12 protein-coding genes and 1 other RNA gene are annotated in these 16481 nt (G+C 61.5%); 4 read left to right on the forward strand and 9 right to left on the reverse strand.

Annotated features, from left to right (window positions below):
- Positions 1–180: 180 nt before the first annotated feature.
- Complete coding sequence (locus tag BSY19_RS03165) at positions 181–927, forward strand: Clp protease/crotonase-like domain-containing protein (RefSeq protein ID WP_069052843.1); 747 nt, start codon at positions 181–183, stop codon at positions 925–927.
- Between the two features lie 21 nt (positions 928–948).
- Here the strand turns inward: BSY19_RS03165 and BSY19_RS03170 are convergent, their stop codons facing one another.
- The 3 genes from BSY19_RS03170 to BSY19_RS03180 form a co-directional block, all read right to left on the reverse strand.
- Positions 949–3288, reverse strand: coding sequence for a putative bifunctional diguanylate cyclase/phosphodiesterase (locus BSY19_RS03170; RefSeq protein WP_083247353.1), 2340 nt, complete (start codon positions 3286–3288; stop codon positions 949–951).
- Between the two features lie 90 nt (positions 3289–3378).
- Positions 3379–4257 carry a crotonase/enoyl-CoA hydratase family protein gene (locus BSY19_RS03175; protein WP_069052844.1) on the reverse strand — a complete coding sequence of 293 codons (879 nt, stop codon included), beginning with the start codon at positions 4255–4257 and terminating at the stop codon, positions 3379–3381.
- Between the two features lie 61 nt (positions 4258–4318).
- Positions 4319–5407, reverse strand: coding sequence for a hypothetical protein (locus BSY19_RS03180; RefSeq protein WP_150129461.1), 1089 nt, complete (start codon positions 5405–5407; stop codon positions 4319–4321).
- Positions 5408–5764: 357 nt separating this feature from the next.
- On the opposite strand from BSY19_RS03180, the gene BSY19_RS03185 reads away from it, so the two are divergent.
- Positions 5765–8032, forward strand: a complete 2268-nt coding sequence (locus BSY19_RS03185) for a diguanylate cyclase domain-containing protein (protein WP_150129462.1) — start codon at positions 5765–5767, stop codon at positions 8030–8032.
- Here BSY19_RS03185 and BSY19_RS03190 read toward each other — a convergent pair.
- The 3 genes from BSY19_RS03190 to BSY19_RS27410 form a co-directional block, all read right to left on the reverse strand.
- The gene (locus tag BSY19_RS03190; protein WP_069052847.1) at positions 7990–8907 is read right to left on the reverse strand and encodes a hypothetical protein; all 918 of its coding nucleotides are present in this window, start codon (positions 8905–8907) and stop codon (positions 7990–7992) included. The two genes, BSY19_RS03185 and BSY19_RS03190, sit on opposite strands and share 43 nt — an antisense overlap.
- A gap of 439 nt (positions 8908–9346) precedes the next feature.
- Positions 9347–9757 carry a helix-turn-helix domain-containing protein gene (locus BSY19_RS27405; RefSeq protein WP_150129463.1) on the reverse strand — a complete coding sequence of 137 codons (411 nt, stop codon included), beginning with the start codon at positions 9755–9757 and terminating at the stop codon, positions 9347–9349.
- A 155-nt stretch (positions 9758–9912) separates the two neighbouring features.
- Positions 9913–11925 (reverse strand): hypothetical protein, encoded by a 2013-nt coding sequence (locus BSY19_RS27410; RefSeq protein ID WP_150129464.1) that lies wholly within the window; start codon positions 11923–11925, stop codon positions 9913–9915.
- A 116-nt stretch (positions 11926–12041) separates the two neighbouring features.
- Between BSY19_RS27410 and ssrA the strand changes: the two genes are divergently transcribed.
- Positions 12042–12462, forward strand: a transfer-messenger RNA (tmRNA) gene (gene ssrA, locus BSY19_RS03200).
- Between the two features lie 34 nt (positions 12463–12496).
- On the opposite strand, the gene BSY19_RS03205 is transcribed toward ssrA, so the two are convergent.
- The 3 genes from BSY19_RS03205 to BSY19_RS03215 form a co-directional block, all read right to left on the reverse strand.
- Entirely contained in the window at positions 12497–12691 is a 195-nt protein-coding gene (locus BSY19_RS03205; protein WP_069052849.1) for a hypothetical protein, read from the reverse strand.
- 188 nt (positions 12692–12879) lie between these two features.
- Positions 12880–13488: a hypothetical protein gene (locus BSY19_RS03210; protein ID WP_069052850.1), complete on the reverse strand. Its 609-nt coding sequence runs from the start codon at positions 13486–13488 to the stop codon at positions 12880–12882.
- Between the two features lie 86 nt (positions 13489–13574).
- Positions 13575–14585, reverse strand: a complete 1011-nt coding sequence (locus BSY19_RS03215; RefSeq protein WP_069052851.1) for a hypothetical protein — start codon at positions 14583–14585, stop codon at positions 13575–13577.
- 201 nt (positions 14586–14786) lie between these two features.
- Between BSY19_RS03215 and BSY19_RS03220 the strand changes: the two genes are divergently transcribed.
- On the forward strand, positions 14787–16466 hold the full coding sequence (locus BSY19_RS03220) for an NAD+ synthase (protein ID WP_069052852.1): 1680 nt from the start codon (positions 14787–14789) through the stop codon (positions 16464–16466).
- Positions 16467–16481 lie beyond the last annotated feature (15 nt).

Genomic DNA, 16481 nt, shown 5'->3' on the forward strand with positions numbered 1-16481 from the left:
GGTTGAAAACTCTCGAAGACGTGGATGAACAGGCTGATCGGCGCAAGCATCCGATGACCTATCGGCATTGTCGCTGATTGGTCACGGTCGAAAAGACAGGATCCAAACAGCTCCATCCGGGTTGATCGAAATTGAAATCGCCTGTTAAGATTTCATCAACCATTCCTTCAAGGAGCAACGATGGACCTCGCCCCGGCACTGGAACACACGCAATTCAGTCCTTCCGCCCTGGAGGCTGCGCGCTTTCCTTCGCTTGCGACGACAAAGACTGCGATCGAATCGGTCTTCGCGGCGGGTGCACTGCGAATCCACAAACGGAGCGCCGGCTTCGATGATCGTGACGTGGCTGCCGCCATCGATATCGTCGAGCGCGCAGAAGGCTGGGTGGACGATGGCTCGCTCAAGTATCTCGTGCTGGACTTCGATCACGCCTCGCGGCCAGTTCACGGCCCCCAACCGCGGCCAGCTCCGATCAAGGGAGCCAACTTCGCCGTTCTGCTCCACGCCTACGCCAACCTGGTCGTGCGGGTGCCGGTGATTTCCGTGGCTGTTGCGCGTACCCGGATCGCGGGTTCGGATCTGGAGATGGCGCTATCGAGCAATGTGATCTTCGCCGAGGAGGATGCGAGCTTCGTTCTGCCACGGCGCGGCCATGGCGACGGGAACGTCTTCTCGTTCCTCGACAGCAAGCTCGGCCCCAAGTTCGGCCCCGGCGCGTTCGATGGCGGAGTGACGTTGACGGCTCACCAGATGCGCGAGCTCCGGCTGGTCCGAGACGTGTTCCCGCCTGGCGAGGTGGCGCCAGGCGTCGACAAATGGATGGCGCAGACTGTGCGGCGCCACAACGCTGCGTATCTCGTCTATCGTGCCCAGCGCGTCGTCGCCCCGGTGCGGTGGAGCGAAGTCACGGAGATCGCGGGCACCTGACATGGCAGGCGCGCGCCTCCTTCAGGCGGCGCGCAGGCTGGTTCGGGCCGGCTCTGGGAACGCCTTTGCCATGAGGGGCTGAACGTCCGCCACCGGCAGAGGGCGGCTGAACAGATATCCCTGGACTTCTGCGACGCCCAGCTGCCTGAGGACGTCGAGCTGAACGGTCGTCTCGACACCCTCGGCCACCACGCTTTTGCCGAGGTCGCGAGCAAGGCCGGTGATGGCCTTGACGATGGACAGCGCCTGGGGGTTCTGGCCGAGCTCGTCGATGAAGCTCTTGTCGATCTTGAGCTTGTGAAACGGGATCCGGTTGATGCGAGCCAGTGACGAGTAGCCCGTACCGAAGTCGTCGATGGCCAGCCTCACGCCGATGGCGCACAGGTTCTCGATAGCTTCGCGCGTCGCTGCGGTGTCGCTCATCATCAGCGACTCGGTGATCTCGACCTCCAGCCGCTCGGGAGACAGGCCGGACTTGCGTAGGGCACCCACGACTTCCTCGATGACGGTTCCCCGGCGAAACTGAATTGGCGACAGGTTGACCGCGACGCGAACATCGCCCGGCCAAGTGGCTGCGTCCATGCAGGCGCGATTGATCACCCAGGTACCGAGTTCCACGATCATGCCGGTCTCTTCCGCAACGGGGATAAAGACCGCCGGCGAGATCATTCCCTTCGTCGGGTGACGCCACCGCAGCAGGGCCTCGCATGAGGCGATCTTGCGCGTCGTGCCGTCGACGATGGGCTGATAGTGGAGCTCGAAGGCGTTGTTGGCCAGAGCCTCGCGCAGATCCATCTCGATCTCCCTGCGCTTCTGAGCCTCGCTGTCCATGCGGGCTTCGAAGCGCATGAACTGGCCCCGGCCGTTGGCCTTGGAATGATAGAGCGCCATATCGGCGTTCTTGATCAGGTCGTCTGCGTTGACGCCGTCTTCAGGCGAAGTGGCGAGACCCACACTCGCGCCAATGACGAGGTGATGACCGTCGATGTCGTAGGGGTCGCTGACGGCCGCAATCAGACGGCGAGCCAGCAGCTCGGGCTGCCCGTTGGGAGAAGACTGCAGCACGACAAACTCGTCACCTCCGAAACGGGCCACGATATCCTCGCCGCGCGTGACGTCCTCGAGGCGCCTGGAGACCTCGATCAGGAGCTTGTCGCCCATCGGGTGTCCGAGGGAGTCGTTGACCTCCTTGAAGTTGTCGAGATCGATGTAGATCACGGACAGCTTCGTCGCATTCCGACGAGACCGTGCCAGGATCTCCTGCATCTTCTCGCGGAACTGGAAACGGTTGGGCAGTCCGGTCAGCATGTCGAAATGCGCCATATGCTGGACTTCGCGCTCGGCAGCGCGGCGCTGGGTGATGTCGTCGATCACGACGACGGCGCCACCCTCGTGCCGGCGGCTGACCTTGAGCTCGAACACCTGCCCACCAGCGGCCGCAAGCTCGATAGGCACGGTGCGCGAGCCATCGATGGCTTCGCTGAGGTCGAAGCCGAACGACCGAAGCGCCTTGCCGGTCAGACCGACTTCCGCACCGACCTGGGATACGAAACGGGCAAGGCTGTCGCCCGTCCGGAGATCGGCGTTCGGGAAGAAGTTGAACAGGCAGGTGTTGATCACCGACAGGTTGCCGTGGGCATCGACCATGCACAGGCCGCCGCTCATCGTATTGAGAGCGTCGTCGAAGCGCGTGCGCTCGGCCTTGTAGGCGATGGCGAGCCGATGATTGATGGCCGTCTGCACCAGCGCCTCGCGCAGCGAGCGGTAAAGCGTGCGCGTCGTCGAGGAGATTGAGCCGAAGAACAGCAGGATCATGACGGATATACCGTACATGTAGCCGTCGCCGGTCCCCAGGAGGGCCACAGCAAGCGGTCCGCAGCAAAGCAGGACCTGACCTGAAACGATGAGCGGACGCGCCGAGTTGCGCCCGGCGATTGCGCCAGCGCAGCCGACGACAACGATCGCCCCGTAAAACAGCGTCGTGAGATCCGCGCCTTCATAGACGCCGAGCGCAGCGATCATGCCCAGCGAGATCATGAACGACCACGCGCCCAGGGCGTAGAGCGCCTCCCACTTGGCGGTTTCCTTCAGCTTCGGCGCCTTGACGGGACGGGACCTGTAAAGAAACAGGATTGCCGTCCTGAAGGCGCACGACGCCATGATCGCGATCGTGGACCACAGGAAGATTGCCATGCCGGTGCGCATCCATGAGATCGCACCGACGATGATGCCGCAGACCATGCCGGCCACGAATGAGGCATAGGTCGCATAAAGCGAATCGACGAGCTGCGTGTAGACCGCAAGGGGAAGTTTCTCCTTGCGGGCGGCATTCACGAACAGACGTTTCAACAACTCGAACATGGACGACCCTCACTGATACGAGGTCGACCCTTCCACGAATTCCTTGTCAATCAATGAAGGACTAATGCAGCAATTCATTGATCCGCGTTTTCACGCGGCCTGGATCCTGCGCTTCTGATGGCCGACGATCTTCTGCATATGCCGAACGTCTGCATCCAGGGCGCCAAAGCAGCCGCCAGCCCAGATATCGACAACCCGGCGCAATTCCTCGTAGCTGACCTGCCAGCGAGCCTGGCGGTTGTCGCGATCGGCCAGAAGCCTTCGATAGGTCGCGTCGGCGTCGTTGCTGAGGATGGCGTCCAATGTCTCGGACCCCTTGCCGTCTTCGGCGAGGAAATCGACCACGCCGAGCTGCTCCATTTCCTCGCCGCTGTAGGGCTTGCCGCGGAAAATGATCTCCTCCGCGAGGGCGCCGCCCAGACGACGCGTCAGGAATGTCGTGGCGCCCATGCCGGGGAACAGGTTGAACGTCACCTCGGGCAGGCCAAGCCTGACGTTGCGCTCGGAAAGCACGAAGTTATGGGCGATGGCAGCCTCGAACCCACCGCCCAGCGCGTCGCCTTCGACCAGCGCGATCGTCACCACAGGATGGCCGAAGCCGGCCCAGATGTCGTGAATGATCCGGATGGCATGCCGAGCATAGGCGTAAAGCTCACGCCGGTTCTGCGTCATGATCGCCTCGGAGAAATACCCCAGATCGCCGCCCATGTTGAACATGCCGGGGATGGCCGATCCGACGACGACGTAGCGCAGATCATCTCCCCGTCCCGCTTCATAGAGCGCCCGAACGGAATCGCCGAGATTGAGGAGGTCGTTCATGACACCAGGCGTGAAACTCGGCACGCCGTCGGCGTCGAGATAGACGTAGAGCGCCTTGGCGGATGCGAGGTAGCGCGACCTGAGGACCTTGAATTCCCATGCCGGAAAAGCGGCAGGATCGTTGGGGGTATAGTCGACACGGAATTCCATGAATCGTCCTCAAGGCCACCCTTAAGGAGTAACATGCCGATCCTTTCCCGCAACCTGCTTCTCAGGCGGTTATGATCCGGGACTTCTGTGGGATCGGGTCGATCGAGGAGCCATGGCGGACATGCGAGTTCCACCAGAAGATGCGTCCGCCTGAGCGAACCTTGAAGTGCCCGGCAACCAAGCTGGCAGCACTGGGACGAATGCCAGAGGCAGACTGGGCGTCTGCAGCCCGCTGGCGAGCGGGCGAGAGCTTCATCCTGATCTCGAAGCGTTCCCTGATCGGTGGCCGGCCCTTCTTGGCGCGGGCCTTGTTGAGCTTCGCGGGTGCCGGGACATGCTCGACCTGAACGGCATTCTTGCAGTTGAGCAGGATCAGGGCTGGCAGGATCGCGAGCATGAAGAGCCGATAGGCCTCGTCTGCCTGCCGCTGCCAGATCTCCTCGACCTTGTCGGCCGAGGCCATGGTGGCGAAGCTCTTGGCAACGCGGCGCATGTCAGGATGGGGGACCCAGTCGTACCGCGACTGCAGCTCGATGGCAGCTGCGTACTCATGTGGATCGGTTGAGACGAGCTTGAACTGGTCCCTCGCCTTGCCTCGGCGACCCTCGGCGTCGGCACTGGTCAGAGGCGGAATGCCGGCCGGTGGAAGATCCGCGGCCGATAGACGGTAGAAGCCCTGGATCGGAGCCAGATCGACGACGATGTCGCCGTCGGGCTTCGCCTGGGCCGCGACATAGTCCATCTTCAGGGAGTTGCCTTCCATGGTCAGAAGGTAGCCCGAACGGACGAGCCGAGTGATGCCGTGAGGGTGCTGGATGTTGGGTGAGCCAGCGGCCGCCGAAGCGCGGCGCAGTTCGTCGTTGGCGAATTCGATGAAGATGGTCTCGAATGGAAGCCGGACCCATGGAAGGGCGGCGAGGATCGAGGACGGCTTCGAAAACGCCACAGACGCCGCCATCGCCACGGCAGATTCGTCTAGCAAGTAGTGCTGGGCTTTCTCGATGCGCTCCTGAACCGGCTTCAGTGCGTCGGCGTGCCGATACCCGTCCGGATAGACGAGGTCGATGATCTGCTCTCTCATCTGCTCGATGAGCATGACGTGACCCTCTGCTGGATGAGCTGTCATAGAGAGTGCGACCAGGTGGATCAATGCGGCCGAGAAATCGGCGGGCGCCCGAGTTCGGTGTCACCGGCGCCAACTCATCGCTGGGCGCGGATGAGCCTGCGATTCAGATTGCAGCAATCCTTCGACTCGCGGACACTTGGTATGTCGAAGAAGCGATTCCTCGACTGCCCTTCCTGGGCGTTTCCTCCCTAGACTTGGCTGGCCGGTTCTCCGCGCCAGCCATTTTTCTCGCAGTTGCGGCTCAACATACGGCCGTTTGTCGCAGTCTGGCCTACCCAGCGTCCTTTCCTGCAAGACGCTCGCATCTGAACAATCCCGGAAACATATCGTTCACGCGAGCCATGGATAGTGCCGTCATTCCTTGAATGATTGGCGGACCTGGTGATCAATCTGTTTTCCGGCACCGGCCGGGCGAGCGCCTCGGGATTCCGGGCTGAACTGGTCGCGACGCTCTTTGCGTCTGTCACGTCGCTGATCGCCGGCGTGATAGGGGCTGTCTTTCTGTGCGCCTTGATCACCTATCGCATGGGAGACCCTCTGGTTTCCACCGTCAGCCTGGCCATTGGTCTCGTTGGTGTCGCGCGGATCTTGCTGTCTGGGGCCTATTTGAGCCGGCGGTTCGGCAGTGCGGGGGCGTCTTCTCCCTCATTTTGGGAGATCGGCTACGCGGCCGGTGCCTGGGCGTTTTCGAGTCTCGTTGGCCTGCTCGGGGCCGTGATCGTGACGCGGTCCTCAGATGTCGCGATGCAGGCGGTGTTTGTCACGTTTGCGCTCTGCTACGCGGCGGCCGCGGCAAGCCGTAATGCGGCCCGGCCATTGATCGCCTACGGGCAGGTCTTCGCCATGGTGCCGATCGCCTGCGCCTTGATGATTGATCAGCAGCTGTTCTTCCGCATCCTGTCGGTTCTCATACTGCTCTATCTGGTCGCCATGGTCTCGGTGGTGAACAGCCTGCATGGCTTTCTGGTTCAAAGTCATACCAACGCCCGCGACAAGATCGATCTTGCCGAGAAACTCGATGCAGCGCTGGATCACATGGACAGGGGCTTGGTCATCCTCGATCACGCTGGCGCAGCCCGTTTCTGGAACCAGCGCTTCGCGGCAATCTTCAACCTCCCGCAGGCGGCCGGAGACGCGTCGGTCACAGCACGGAAGGTGAGGCTATGGATCCTGAGGTCTGGCCTGCTCAGGGCTGCCAACGCCGAAGCTCTGGTGCAGATGATCGCAACTGGCGACGTCGAGGGCCCTTTCGATTTGCCTCTGCGCGATGGTCGCATCATCGAGATATCGATGCGACATCTCAGTCAGGGTCTGATCTGTCTCGTCGAGGATGTGACGGCAGCTCGCCATGAGGTCGCGCGGATCAATCGCTTGGCGCGCACCGACGCTCTGACCGGTCTCTCCAATCGGATGAACTTCGAGGAGGCCGGGACAATTCGACTTCGCCGGGATTTGGCCGTCGGGCACGGTGCCTTGATGTGCTGCCTGGATCTCGACGGCTTCAAGCGTATCAACGACACATATGGCCACCCTGTGGGAGACCGCTTGCTCCAGCTTGTCGCCGACCGGCTCAAGGGAGCATCGGGTCATGACGCTCTCGTTGCCAGGCTGGGTGGGGACGAGTTCGTCGTCCTCACCCGAGGCCAGCCTTTCCAATCGGTGGCTGAACGCATCATTGCAGCTTTCGCGTATCCCTTCGTCGCCGACGGGATCGAGCTCAGCGTCGGCACGAGCATCGGCATGGCTCAGGCGCCGTCCGATGGGAAAACGATCGCCGAGCTGATGTCGAATGCCGATCTCGCGCTTTACGAGGCCAAGAGCGCTGGCCGTAATTGCTGGCGCGTTTTTCAGCCTGCCCAGCGCGTCAGGCAGGATAGAATGGCGCAATACGAAAAGAAGCTGCGCGCGGCGGTCGAAGAAGCCAAGATCGATATCGATTGCCAGATGGTGCTGGCATCTGATGATGGGCGCATCACAGCGTTTGATTTCACCCCCAAATGGCATGACCCCGATCTCGGGGAGATTGGGCACTGCGACCTGAGCGCGGCCTGCGACTCTCTCGGCCTTTCGGGAGCACTCGACGAGCAAATCATCGCCAAGGCCTGCAACGCGTCCGGGCGATCACAGCGCAACACCCTTCTCGTCACCAGCCTTTCGAGACAGTCTCTGGAGACGGCAGGGCTCAGTTTCCGACTGCTGTCCATCCTGCAGCACAGCGGGGTGCGGGCAGGCAGGCTTGTGCTGGCTATCGACGAGACGGTGCTCTCGACCGCCGATGAGACCGCTCTTCGGAACCTGGCTGACCTCAGAGCCTGTGGAATGAGGCTGGCGCTGGACGGCTTCGGGGCCGGCGTCGGAGGTCTGGAAGCCATCAAGCAGTTTCAGCCGGACTTCATCAGGGTCAGCGCGAAAGCGGCGTGTCCCGGCGTCGATGAGCGCAAGACTGCGGTGATGGTCGCTGGCTTGGCAGCCATGGCAGCCGTCCTGGGCGTGCCCATGATCGTCGAAGACGTCGATGCGAATGAGCTTTGGGACAACCTGCCGCGCCAGGCGTCCTTCTGGGCTCAGGGAGAAGCGCTGTCGCCGCGGGTGCCGGCGACAGCCGATCACGCGTTCTTGCGCAAGTCCGAGGCACGGATTGCCAGCTGAAGGTCCGTCGCACGCGCGTTCTCGGCGTCGTTGGCAAAGCCCCTGACGACGCCGATCCAACCGATCGCGATGACGCAGGCTCGGGTCGCAGGAATCAGGTCCCCTACGCCTTTGGAGATCAGTTTTTCAACCTCCGCAAAAGCCTTCACCAGGGCGGTCCGATCCCGGCGCGGCATATCGGCGATGATGTTTCGAAGCTCTGCAGCCGCGGGCTCAAGCCGCGTCGGAAGCACAATTGAATCGTCGCCGAGGCTGTAAGCGATCAGCCGAGCAGGCTCGGTGAAATCGCCTGACAGAGCTGCATCGGCAGCTCCGTTGAGGATCATTTCACCGACAAGCCTGGCATCGGCTGATGCCTGATCAAACGCATCACACGCACATTGCGCCCCGATCGAGCGAGTGTGAGCCATGAAACGCGAAAAGCTTCCTGCGGGATTGGACACGTACTGCGCCATCTTTGAGACGACGACCTCACTGTCCTCGCCACCTGTCGTCCAGCTTTTGATGAATTCGTGAAGGCGCTCAGCCGTGCGCGTCAGAACGAAGCCGTGGATGTGTCGCTTGTCGTCAGCCATGTGGTGGAAGGCGTACAGATATGCCGGCAATTCATCGGTTGCCGCGAGGACCTGCCGCCGCAACAGAGCATTGGTTCCGAAATCGCGTTTTTCGAAAGCACCGTCGAGGTCGATCTCGCGCAACTCGCCCCGCCGGTAGATCCGGCCGGCTCTGTAGACCTCACTCGCGGCAGCGACATAGATGCTCGTCTGCGCGCTCACGATACGCGGTCCAATGCCTGGTTTGACGATCTGGCTGTCGAAAGCCTCGTGACCTGTCGAGATCCTGGCCGTATCGGCGTGAAAGGCGGACCGTTTCATATCCTGGCCTCTAGTCCATGATCGATGAGGGAGCGCACCCGGACTTGCAGGCTCACGAGAGCCCCGTTCTGTCTCCTGCTTCGGCTCACCGGCAACGAGCCGGCTCTCGGCGAAATTCATCAATAGCTCCAGATCCGGACGGATACCCGAAAAAACGGGCGCTCCGCAGCTGGATCAACTCCAACAGAACGACAACGAAACCCCACAAAATGGAAAGGGTTCCTAAACTTTGGCCGCGCCTAAGGTCTGATGGTAAACACCAGAAGGTCGACTGCCACAGTCCATATCAATTGGCTCCGATTGATTTTGCATTCCAGCACCCCCTGAAGGAGGCCTTGATGACCTCGAAGCGGCCAGGCAGGTGCGCGCTTCTATAGATACGAGGCCACAGGTTCAATGGATGCAGAAGTCCGGGATGCCCATAATGGGCACACTCAGATCAGGTCAGGCGCGCGATGTCTGCAAACGCTCGGTCCACGATAGCCTCCACTTGAGTCATCAGCCTGCGACCCGCGGGATGAGTGTCAGCAAAATCGGTCAATATCAAAAGCTGACGCGAGCCATCCGATGTAGTCTGTATGATACCATCGCGTTTAAGCTTGATGATGGTTCGCTGCAAACTTGATCGAGGGACACCCGTGAAACGGGAGAGCGAAGAAATATCGAATGGATTATTGTCTGAACTTCCCCATCCGATGACCATCACGAGCATAAACTCTTCCTGATCAAGTCCCTTGCGGCGGAGCAAGCGGTTTGCCTCAGCCGCCATCAGCGCGATTCGGTGCCATTTCAGGTTTGCGCTGAATCGGTCCTTACGAGAGCGAGGCTTCAAATCGGCTGTTTCGTCCATACCGGCTCTCGATGCAACACACGCGCTTCATTATCGGACGATTAGAGCCCTCAATGAAACTTGGCATTAAGGCATTTCGCTATCAAGTAGCGCGGTAAATTCTGGTTAGGGAATGTGGTTAGCCCGCAGTCAGCTACGGAATGGATTGGCAGTCGTTAGGTCGGTTGCGATAGAGCCGCAAAATCGGCAGCTGACCACGTCCGCATGGATTTCGGAAGGAATGGCGACCAGGCAGCGACTGCTGCGGCAAAGGCGCCGGGCCGCCAGAACTCATACCCTGCGGTCTGGGCAATGGTGCCGACGTTTTTTGTTGGAAGGAGCTGCGAATGGTCGATAGCGATCATGCCGCGGTCGATGGCAGAGAGATATGCATTGATTACGGTTAGGGCGCATGCGGGCGGGTCTGCATTACGGTATCCACGATGCTGCTTGATCGTGAACCGTGGCGCACTGCCAGATGCGGCATGCTCGACCGCGATCTCGACGGTCGAGACGCGCTCTATCAGACCCGAAGAGCCTAGCCGACGCAGCGATATGATTCTGCTGTGGTTGGCCTTGCAGTGCTGACTGTACCCCCCGACGCAATGGGAAAGGCCATCAAGCCCATCAGCATCAGCTCCACGGCGCCCTTCATCCTTGAGCTCGCGGGCGCAGGTCAGGACCTTTAGGTCATAACCATCGCAACGCCAGTCGGGCAGCCCAGCCACCCAGCGGGTCATCGGAAGAAAGCCAGGGGTGATCGAAGACAGCTGGTCTGCAATGCCATGCTGCCGATGATGCCACTCGCGAGAATCCTCAAGAATGCGAGCGAAGCTTTTGCCTGAAAGCAAGATGATGCCGGCCGCGCGCGAGGTCTGAGCGGATCTGTCCATCAGGCCCCGAGGGGTGGCATATTCCCACTTCGAGGGGTCAAGATCGGTCAATGCATAGGCCGGGCCGAGAATCTCGCGACCGAAAGCATCGCGGTAGTCGCCGATGTCATTGGTTGCAGCCCGGAGAGCGTCAGCGTCTTCCACGGCGGCGGCTTTGAGTAGTCTCGAACGAAAGACGCTCCATCGACCGCCCGATGGAAAGAGCCTCGTCAGGGAGGGGCCGGGGTAAGCCATACGGCGGAATGACGCGACGGGATCAGAAGCCGATACCATAGCCTCCCACCCGGTCTGGGTCGGGCCGGTCCCCACTATTTGGCGGAGCGTCCCCATAGAATCAGAAACCGATAGCAGGGCCTCCCATTCGGCTGCAGAGCATGGCACCCAATCCGAAGGTAGCTTCGTGAGAGTTGCCGCGGCGCGCAACTCGACCGACGTGGATGGAGTCCGAAAGAACGGATTGAGGTCGAGCAAACGATTGGCACCGCGAGATGCGCCACCTGCCGCGGCGATGGCATCGGCATGTTTTGCGATCGAACGGGACAGTGACCTGTACGCGGCCATGTGGCCAGGCATCGATGCAGTCAGGGCGGCCTGGAGAGAACGGGTGGGATCATCTCCGAATGCAGACCGATCGTCCTTCCATAAGCTCATGAAGATAGCCGAGAACCCCGGAAAGGCTGCAAGTGCCTTGCGAAAGGGCGCTCCAGGCATGAACGAGCCATCCATACCCTCCCATTCGCGCTCGCCGATCCAGAAGAGTGTCTGTTCGTGGGCGGCTGCGAAAGCCAACGCCTCTGCGTCGAGCGTTGCACTCATTGCCTCGATCTGATGGGCGAGATGGCCGTGCACGAGGCGATGAGCGGTCGTCAGATCGACGCCGGTTCGGCGCCTGACGTACTGCGCCATGCTGATCGCACAGTCGCCTGGTCTGCCTGACAGATGCTTGACGATACCCAGCCTCAACAGCTGATGGACCAGTCCGGGGCATTCCGTGCTCCGGACTGGGTCAACGTCGCTGGCCATCGCTTCAGCGACCAGCGATCGGGCCTGAGCGGTGATGTCGCCATCGTCGTCGAACTTGTGCTCGATCAGGGCCGCTCGCCCGTCACGCCGGCGCAGGAATCCCAGCATCTGCATCGTTCCGTCTCTGGCCAACTCGCTGACAGGGTGCGCCTGCCAGATTCCCACGACACCGCGCTCATCTTCGACGAGCTCGACGATGCAATCGGCCAGGGCCTCATCGATTGTCAGTGGAAGTGTCGGGCCCTGAACATCGCGGGCGAGTGAAGAATGCATGGGAATGCTCTGATGATGTGCCGCCCGAACCGTGGAACGGCACGATCCCAGCCGCAACAGGACTCAGTCCTCAATCCACCGATCGCTGCACGCAGATCGATAAGAACAATCCAACGGTCCTTGAAAAATGCCTCGTTATCGCGTAACAGAACAATGCTGCTTTCGGGCGGCTATGGCGATAAATCGTCATCGGAATAGACCTTGCGGACCCGGGGGCGGTACCCGGCGCCTCCACCATGGACACATGCGCAAGCGCTGCGGGCCATCCCGGTAAATGCGCGCGCAGCGATAGCAGGCGAGGGCCGTAAACCCGGATCGCATGTGTCTTTGATGGGGGCGAAACAGGCTCGACGTGGGGTGGTAAAAGGTGGTCTTTCGCTCGGTATGATTCCGCCGTCATCGGGTCTTGCGTAGGTGTCAACGACAACAACGCTGGGTACGCTCTCGCCGCGTGAGCGGTGCGGGTATCCCGTCTAGTCCTGTAGGGTAGCACCTTCAGGCGGGGTTCGGAGGCACCTGGCAACAGAAGCCTCCACTTCCTCTTTCGGTAGCTGGAAAACCGGACGGCGGATCAGAACGCGGGCGCTGGCGACGGCACTGGCTGTGGATGGCGCCACATCAGCAGCAGATTGGTCTCCTGGCAGATCAGATCGTCATCGGGCCAGACAAAGCCGAACTTCTTGAAGAAGCGCGCTGATTGCGGGCTTTCAGGCGGGATGAGAATCGTCAGGTTATGGGCATCCGCCAGAGCGAGGATGTGAGCCATCGCGGCTGTACCGGTCCCCTGCCCTGTCGGAAGTCAGTCTTCGAGCGCCAGATAGGGTATCTCGATCGCCTGGTCCTTCAGCCTCAAATCGAGACTGAGTCCCAGCGCCTGGCAGGCGGCCAGGGCGCGATCACAATCCTGGTCTAAGGCTGTCGGGACTTTAGGTGCACGGCGCCTCACGGCCAGTCCTACGGAGCCGGCGCCATTGCCGCGGAGCGCGCTGCAGTGATCTCGCGAACCTTGTCATCGCGCCACTGATTGAGGTCTCGAACCACGCCGAGTGCGGCTTCGACGCCGGCGTTGTCGAGCTTCGCGGCGATGGAGGTCACGGTCTGTGTCATCCCGAAGAGGCGCAGGGCAAAGCCAGCTTCGCTGGCATTCACCCGGCAGCCGAGCCCGTAGACGCACTCCTCGTCTGTCTCATCCGAGAACTGGGCCTGGGCCGAATTGTGGTAGCCGTCGAACTGGCCCTGCAGCCGCTGGTCATAGCCGGGCAGGCACGATGCGCTCGCGATCGCGCCGAGCACCTTCTCGATCTGGGCGAGATTGTCAGCATACATCACGTATTCGGGGCGCGGACCATCCTTGGGAGCGGGGTCGAGATCGGGGTTGGAAAACGCCTTGAGCCAGTAGCTCTCCATGAGCCCATCCTTGCTGGCATCGTCCGGGTGGAGCTCGGCCTCAACGAACAGGCCGTAGATGCGTTGCGGCGCGGCACCATTGGTATCGAAGCCGAGCAGGGACACTCCGTCTGAGAATACGACAGGCTTCGAGGTTTCGAAGTGTTGGTCGGCCATGAGAACGCTCCAGGGTGGTGACGGCCGTTAAGCTACCATCCCTCGACGCAAGGCATGAGCATCACCCTCAATGGCGAGACCGGATTTCAGAGGCTGGGAATATCCGAGAGCGATCGCTCTGCGCCGCTCAATTCGATCCGGCTGAGAGCCGCTTCCGCAGACCGGATCATGTAGGTACTGCAAACCCCATCCTCTCCGTCTGGACCAGGGTTGCAGGCGCTCATCCCATTGCGCATCGCAGTCGCCAGCGGGGTAACGTCGACTGCCTGGTTCAGCTCCAATTGCCTCTCGGCTGCTGCCATTGCTTCGCGAAGGTCGCGGTAGGCAATGAAGAACTCAACATCCTGGGTGGCAATCGCCTTTTTCATGTCGTCGAGGATGTTCCTGGCTGATGCCAGCAGAGCCACCTCGTCACAGGGCTTCTTCAGGGCGTCTGGGATGAGGATCTCGACGATGGGCCCTGTGATCGTCTCGATACCGCGCAGATCGTGCGCGCAGGCCTGCTTGATGATGCCCAGTTGATCGAGGCGAAAGCTCAGGCGCTCGGCTTGCTGTTGGAATGGCTTCGCGACGTTGATCCACGCATAGCCGCCGGAGGTCGTGAGATAAAGGTAGGGCTCTTTTGAGCGCTCCCAGAGTGTCCCGCCAATCAGGACGATCTCCGCGGCGAGATCCCTGATTTTGGCTTCGATGGACTCGCGGCCGCTGACATGAACTTCCTGGATGTCGACATCGTCTTCGATCCTGGCCGTTGTCGCTCCGGTCTTGGGGCAGTCATGTGAGCTGAGTGGGTTGCCGTACTGATCGAACTCCCGGTTCACTCCCAGGAGCCAGCCGAAGTCGGCAGGAATTTTCGTGTCGTCATCGGTGGAAATCATCTTCTGGGCCCAGAGATGGCCCTCGAACCAGCGCATCTCGACGGGGTCTCCTTCGCCATAATTGTGGTCCTGGTAGCGCAATGCGATCGGAGCCTGCGCGTCCGTGAGCTCGGCAATCTCGACCGGGACCGTGGCGACATAGACATGCCGTGAGGTGTTGCGCTTCCGCTTGTGGCGGACGACGGCCTCATAGCTGAACGGAACGTCGATGATCTTCATAGGTGGCCTCCGAGGCTCCAAGGAGCCGCCGGACAACGCAACCCACAAGCGCTTCAAGAATCGCCTTTGCAATTCATCATTGACGTATTCGCCCAAGGGACTATTCTAATCGGGTAAGCCGCTGATCTGGATCCCGCACCGGGGTCGCAGGCAAGCCGCTCCAATCCATCCGGGGACCGGGTGGGATGAGGATGGAACGACATGACCCCCAGTCTCGAACTGGTGCTGGCGCAGCTCAACCCGTGCGTCGGCGACCTCCAAGCCAACACCGACAGAGCCATCGGGCTGATCCGCGATCATCGCGACGCAGACCTCGTCGTCTTCACCGAATGCTTCCTGTCCGGCTACCCCGTCGAGGATCTCGTGCTCCGGCCTGGGTTCGTCGCAGCGGTCGAACGGCAGGTGGCCAGACTGACGGAGGCGGTCCTAGAAATCGGTGGCCCGGCTGTCATCGTCGGCGCGCCCGAAGAAGGGCCTGATCTTCCCTACAACGCCGCCTATTTCATCAATCCGGATGGATCCAAGAAGGTCGCTCGCAAGATCGACCTTCCGAATTCCACGGTGTTCGACGAGGTCCGGCATTTCGCCCCAGGCTCGCTCAGGGCGCCGGTGCTCTACCGCGGCGTTCGCATCGGCATCGGCATCTGCGAGGAGATGTGGCACCCACAGGTCTCGCAGCATCTCGCCGGCGAGCTGGCCGACCTGCTGATCTTCATCAACGGCAGCCCCTACACCAGGGGCAAGCACAAGGGCCCTCGGCTCGCCCATGCCCGTGCCCGCGTTCGCGAGACGGGGCTCCCGCTGGTCTATCTGAACCAGGTCGGCGGACAGGACGAGCTCGTTTTCGACGGTGCCTCGTTCGTCCTCGACGAGAACGGGACGCTGTGTCGCGAGATGCCGGCCTTTTCGGAGGATGTGCTCAAGCTCACCTTCCCCTTCAGTTCGCAGCGGCCCTTCCAGAGCTATCCCGGCGACGTCGAAGCCGACTATGTCGCCTGCGTGATCGGGCTGCGTGACTATGTCGAGAAGAATGGGTTCAAGACCGTCGTGCTCGGCATGTCGGGCGGCATCGACTCCGCGTTGGCGGGCGCTATGGCCGTCGACGCGCTCGGCGCGCAGCGTGTGCATGCCATCACGCTGCCGTCGAAGGTGACATCGCAGGAGAGCCTCGACGATGCGGTGCAGGTCTGCAAGCAGATCGGCATCCCCGTCCAGACCATCGGCATCGGTTCGGCCGTCAGGGCCGTTCAGGACATGCTGTTCGGGACCGGTGACAGGGTGCCGGGGCTGACCGACGAGAACATCCAGGCGCGCGTTCGCATGATCGCTCTCATGGGGTGGACGAACGAGTATGGCGACATGGTCGTCACCACCGGCAACAAGAGCGAGAACTCGGTCGGCTACGCGACACTCTATGGCGACATGGCCGGCGGCTTCAATCCGCTCAAGGACCTGTACAAGACCGAGGTCTGGGAACTCGCGCGTTTCCGCAATGGCTACCGTCCGCTCGGCATGTACGGGGCACGGTCGCCGATCCCTGAAAACGTGATCGCCAAGCCGCCCAGCGCCGAGCTCGCCGATGGCCAAACGGACGAGGCAACGCTCGGTCCCTACGCCGTGCTCGATGCGCTGCTCCGGGGGATCGTCGACGAAGATCTCGATGTCGCAGCCGCCCTGCGCCGAGCCACGCGCGAGCTCGGTGACAAGGCAAGCGACCCTCTCGTCATCCCGTTCCTGACTCTGGCTCACGCGACGCGCATCGCCTCGCTCGTGCGGCGAGCCGAATACAAGCGCCGGCAGGCAGCGCCCGGCGTCAAGATCGGGCCCAGGGCTTTCGGGCGGGACCGCCGCTACCCGATCGTCAACCGCTTCGCGCTTTGACGCTGATCAGGAACT

The organism is Bosea sp. RAC05 (assembly GCF_001713455.1).
In the GTDB taxonomy this organism is placed as follows: Bacteria; Pseudomonadota; Alphaproteobacteria; order Rhizobiales; family Beijerinckiaceae; genus Allobosea.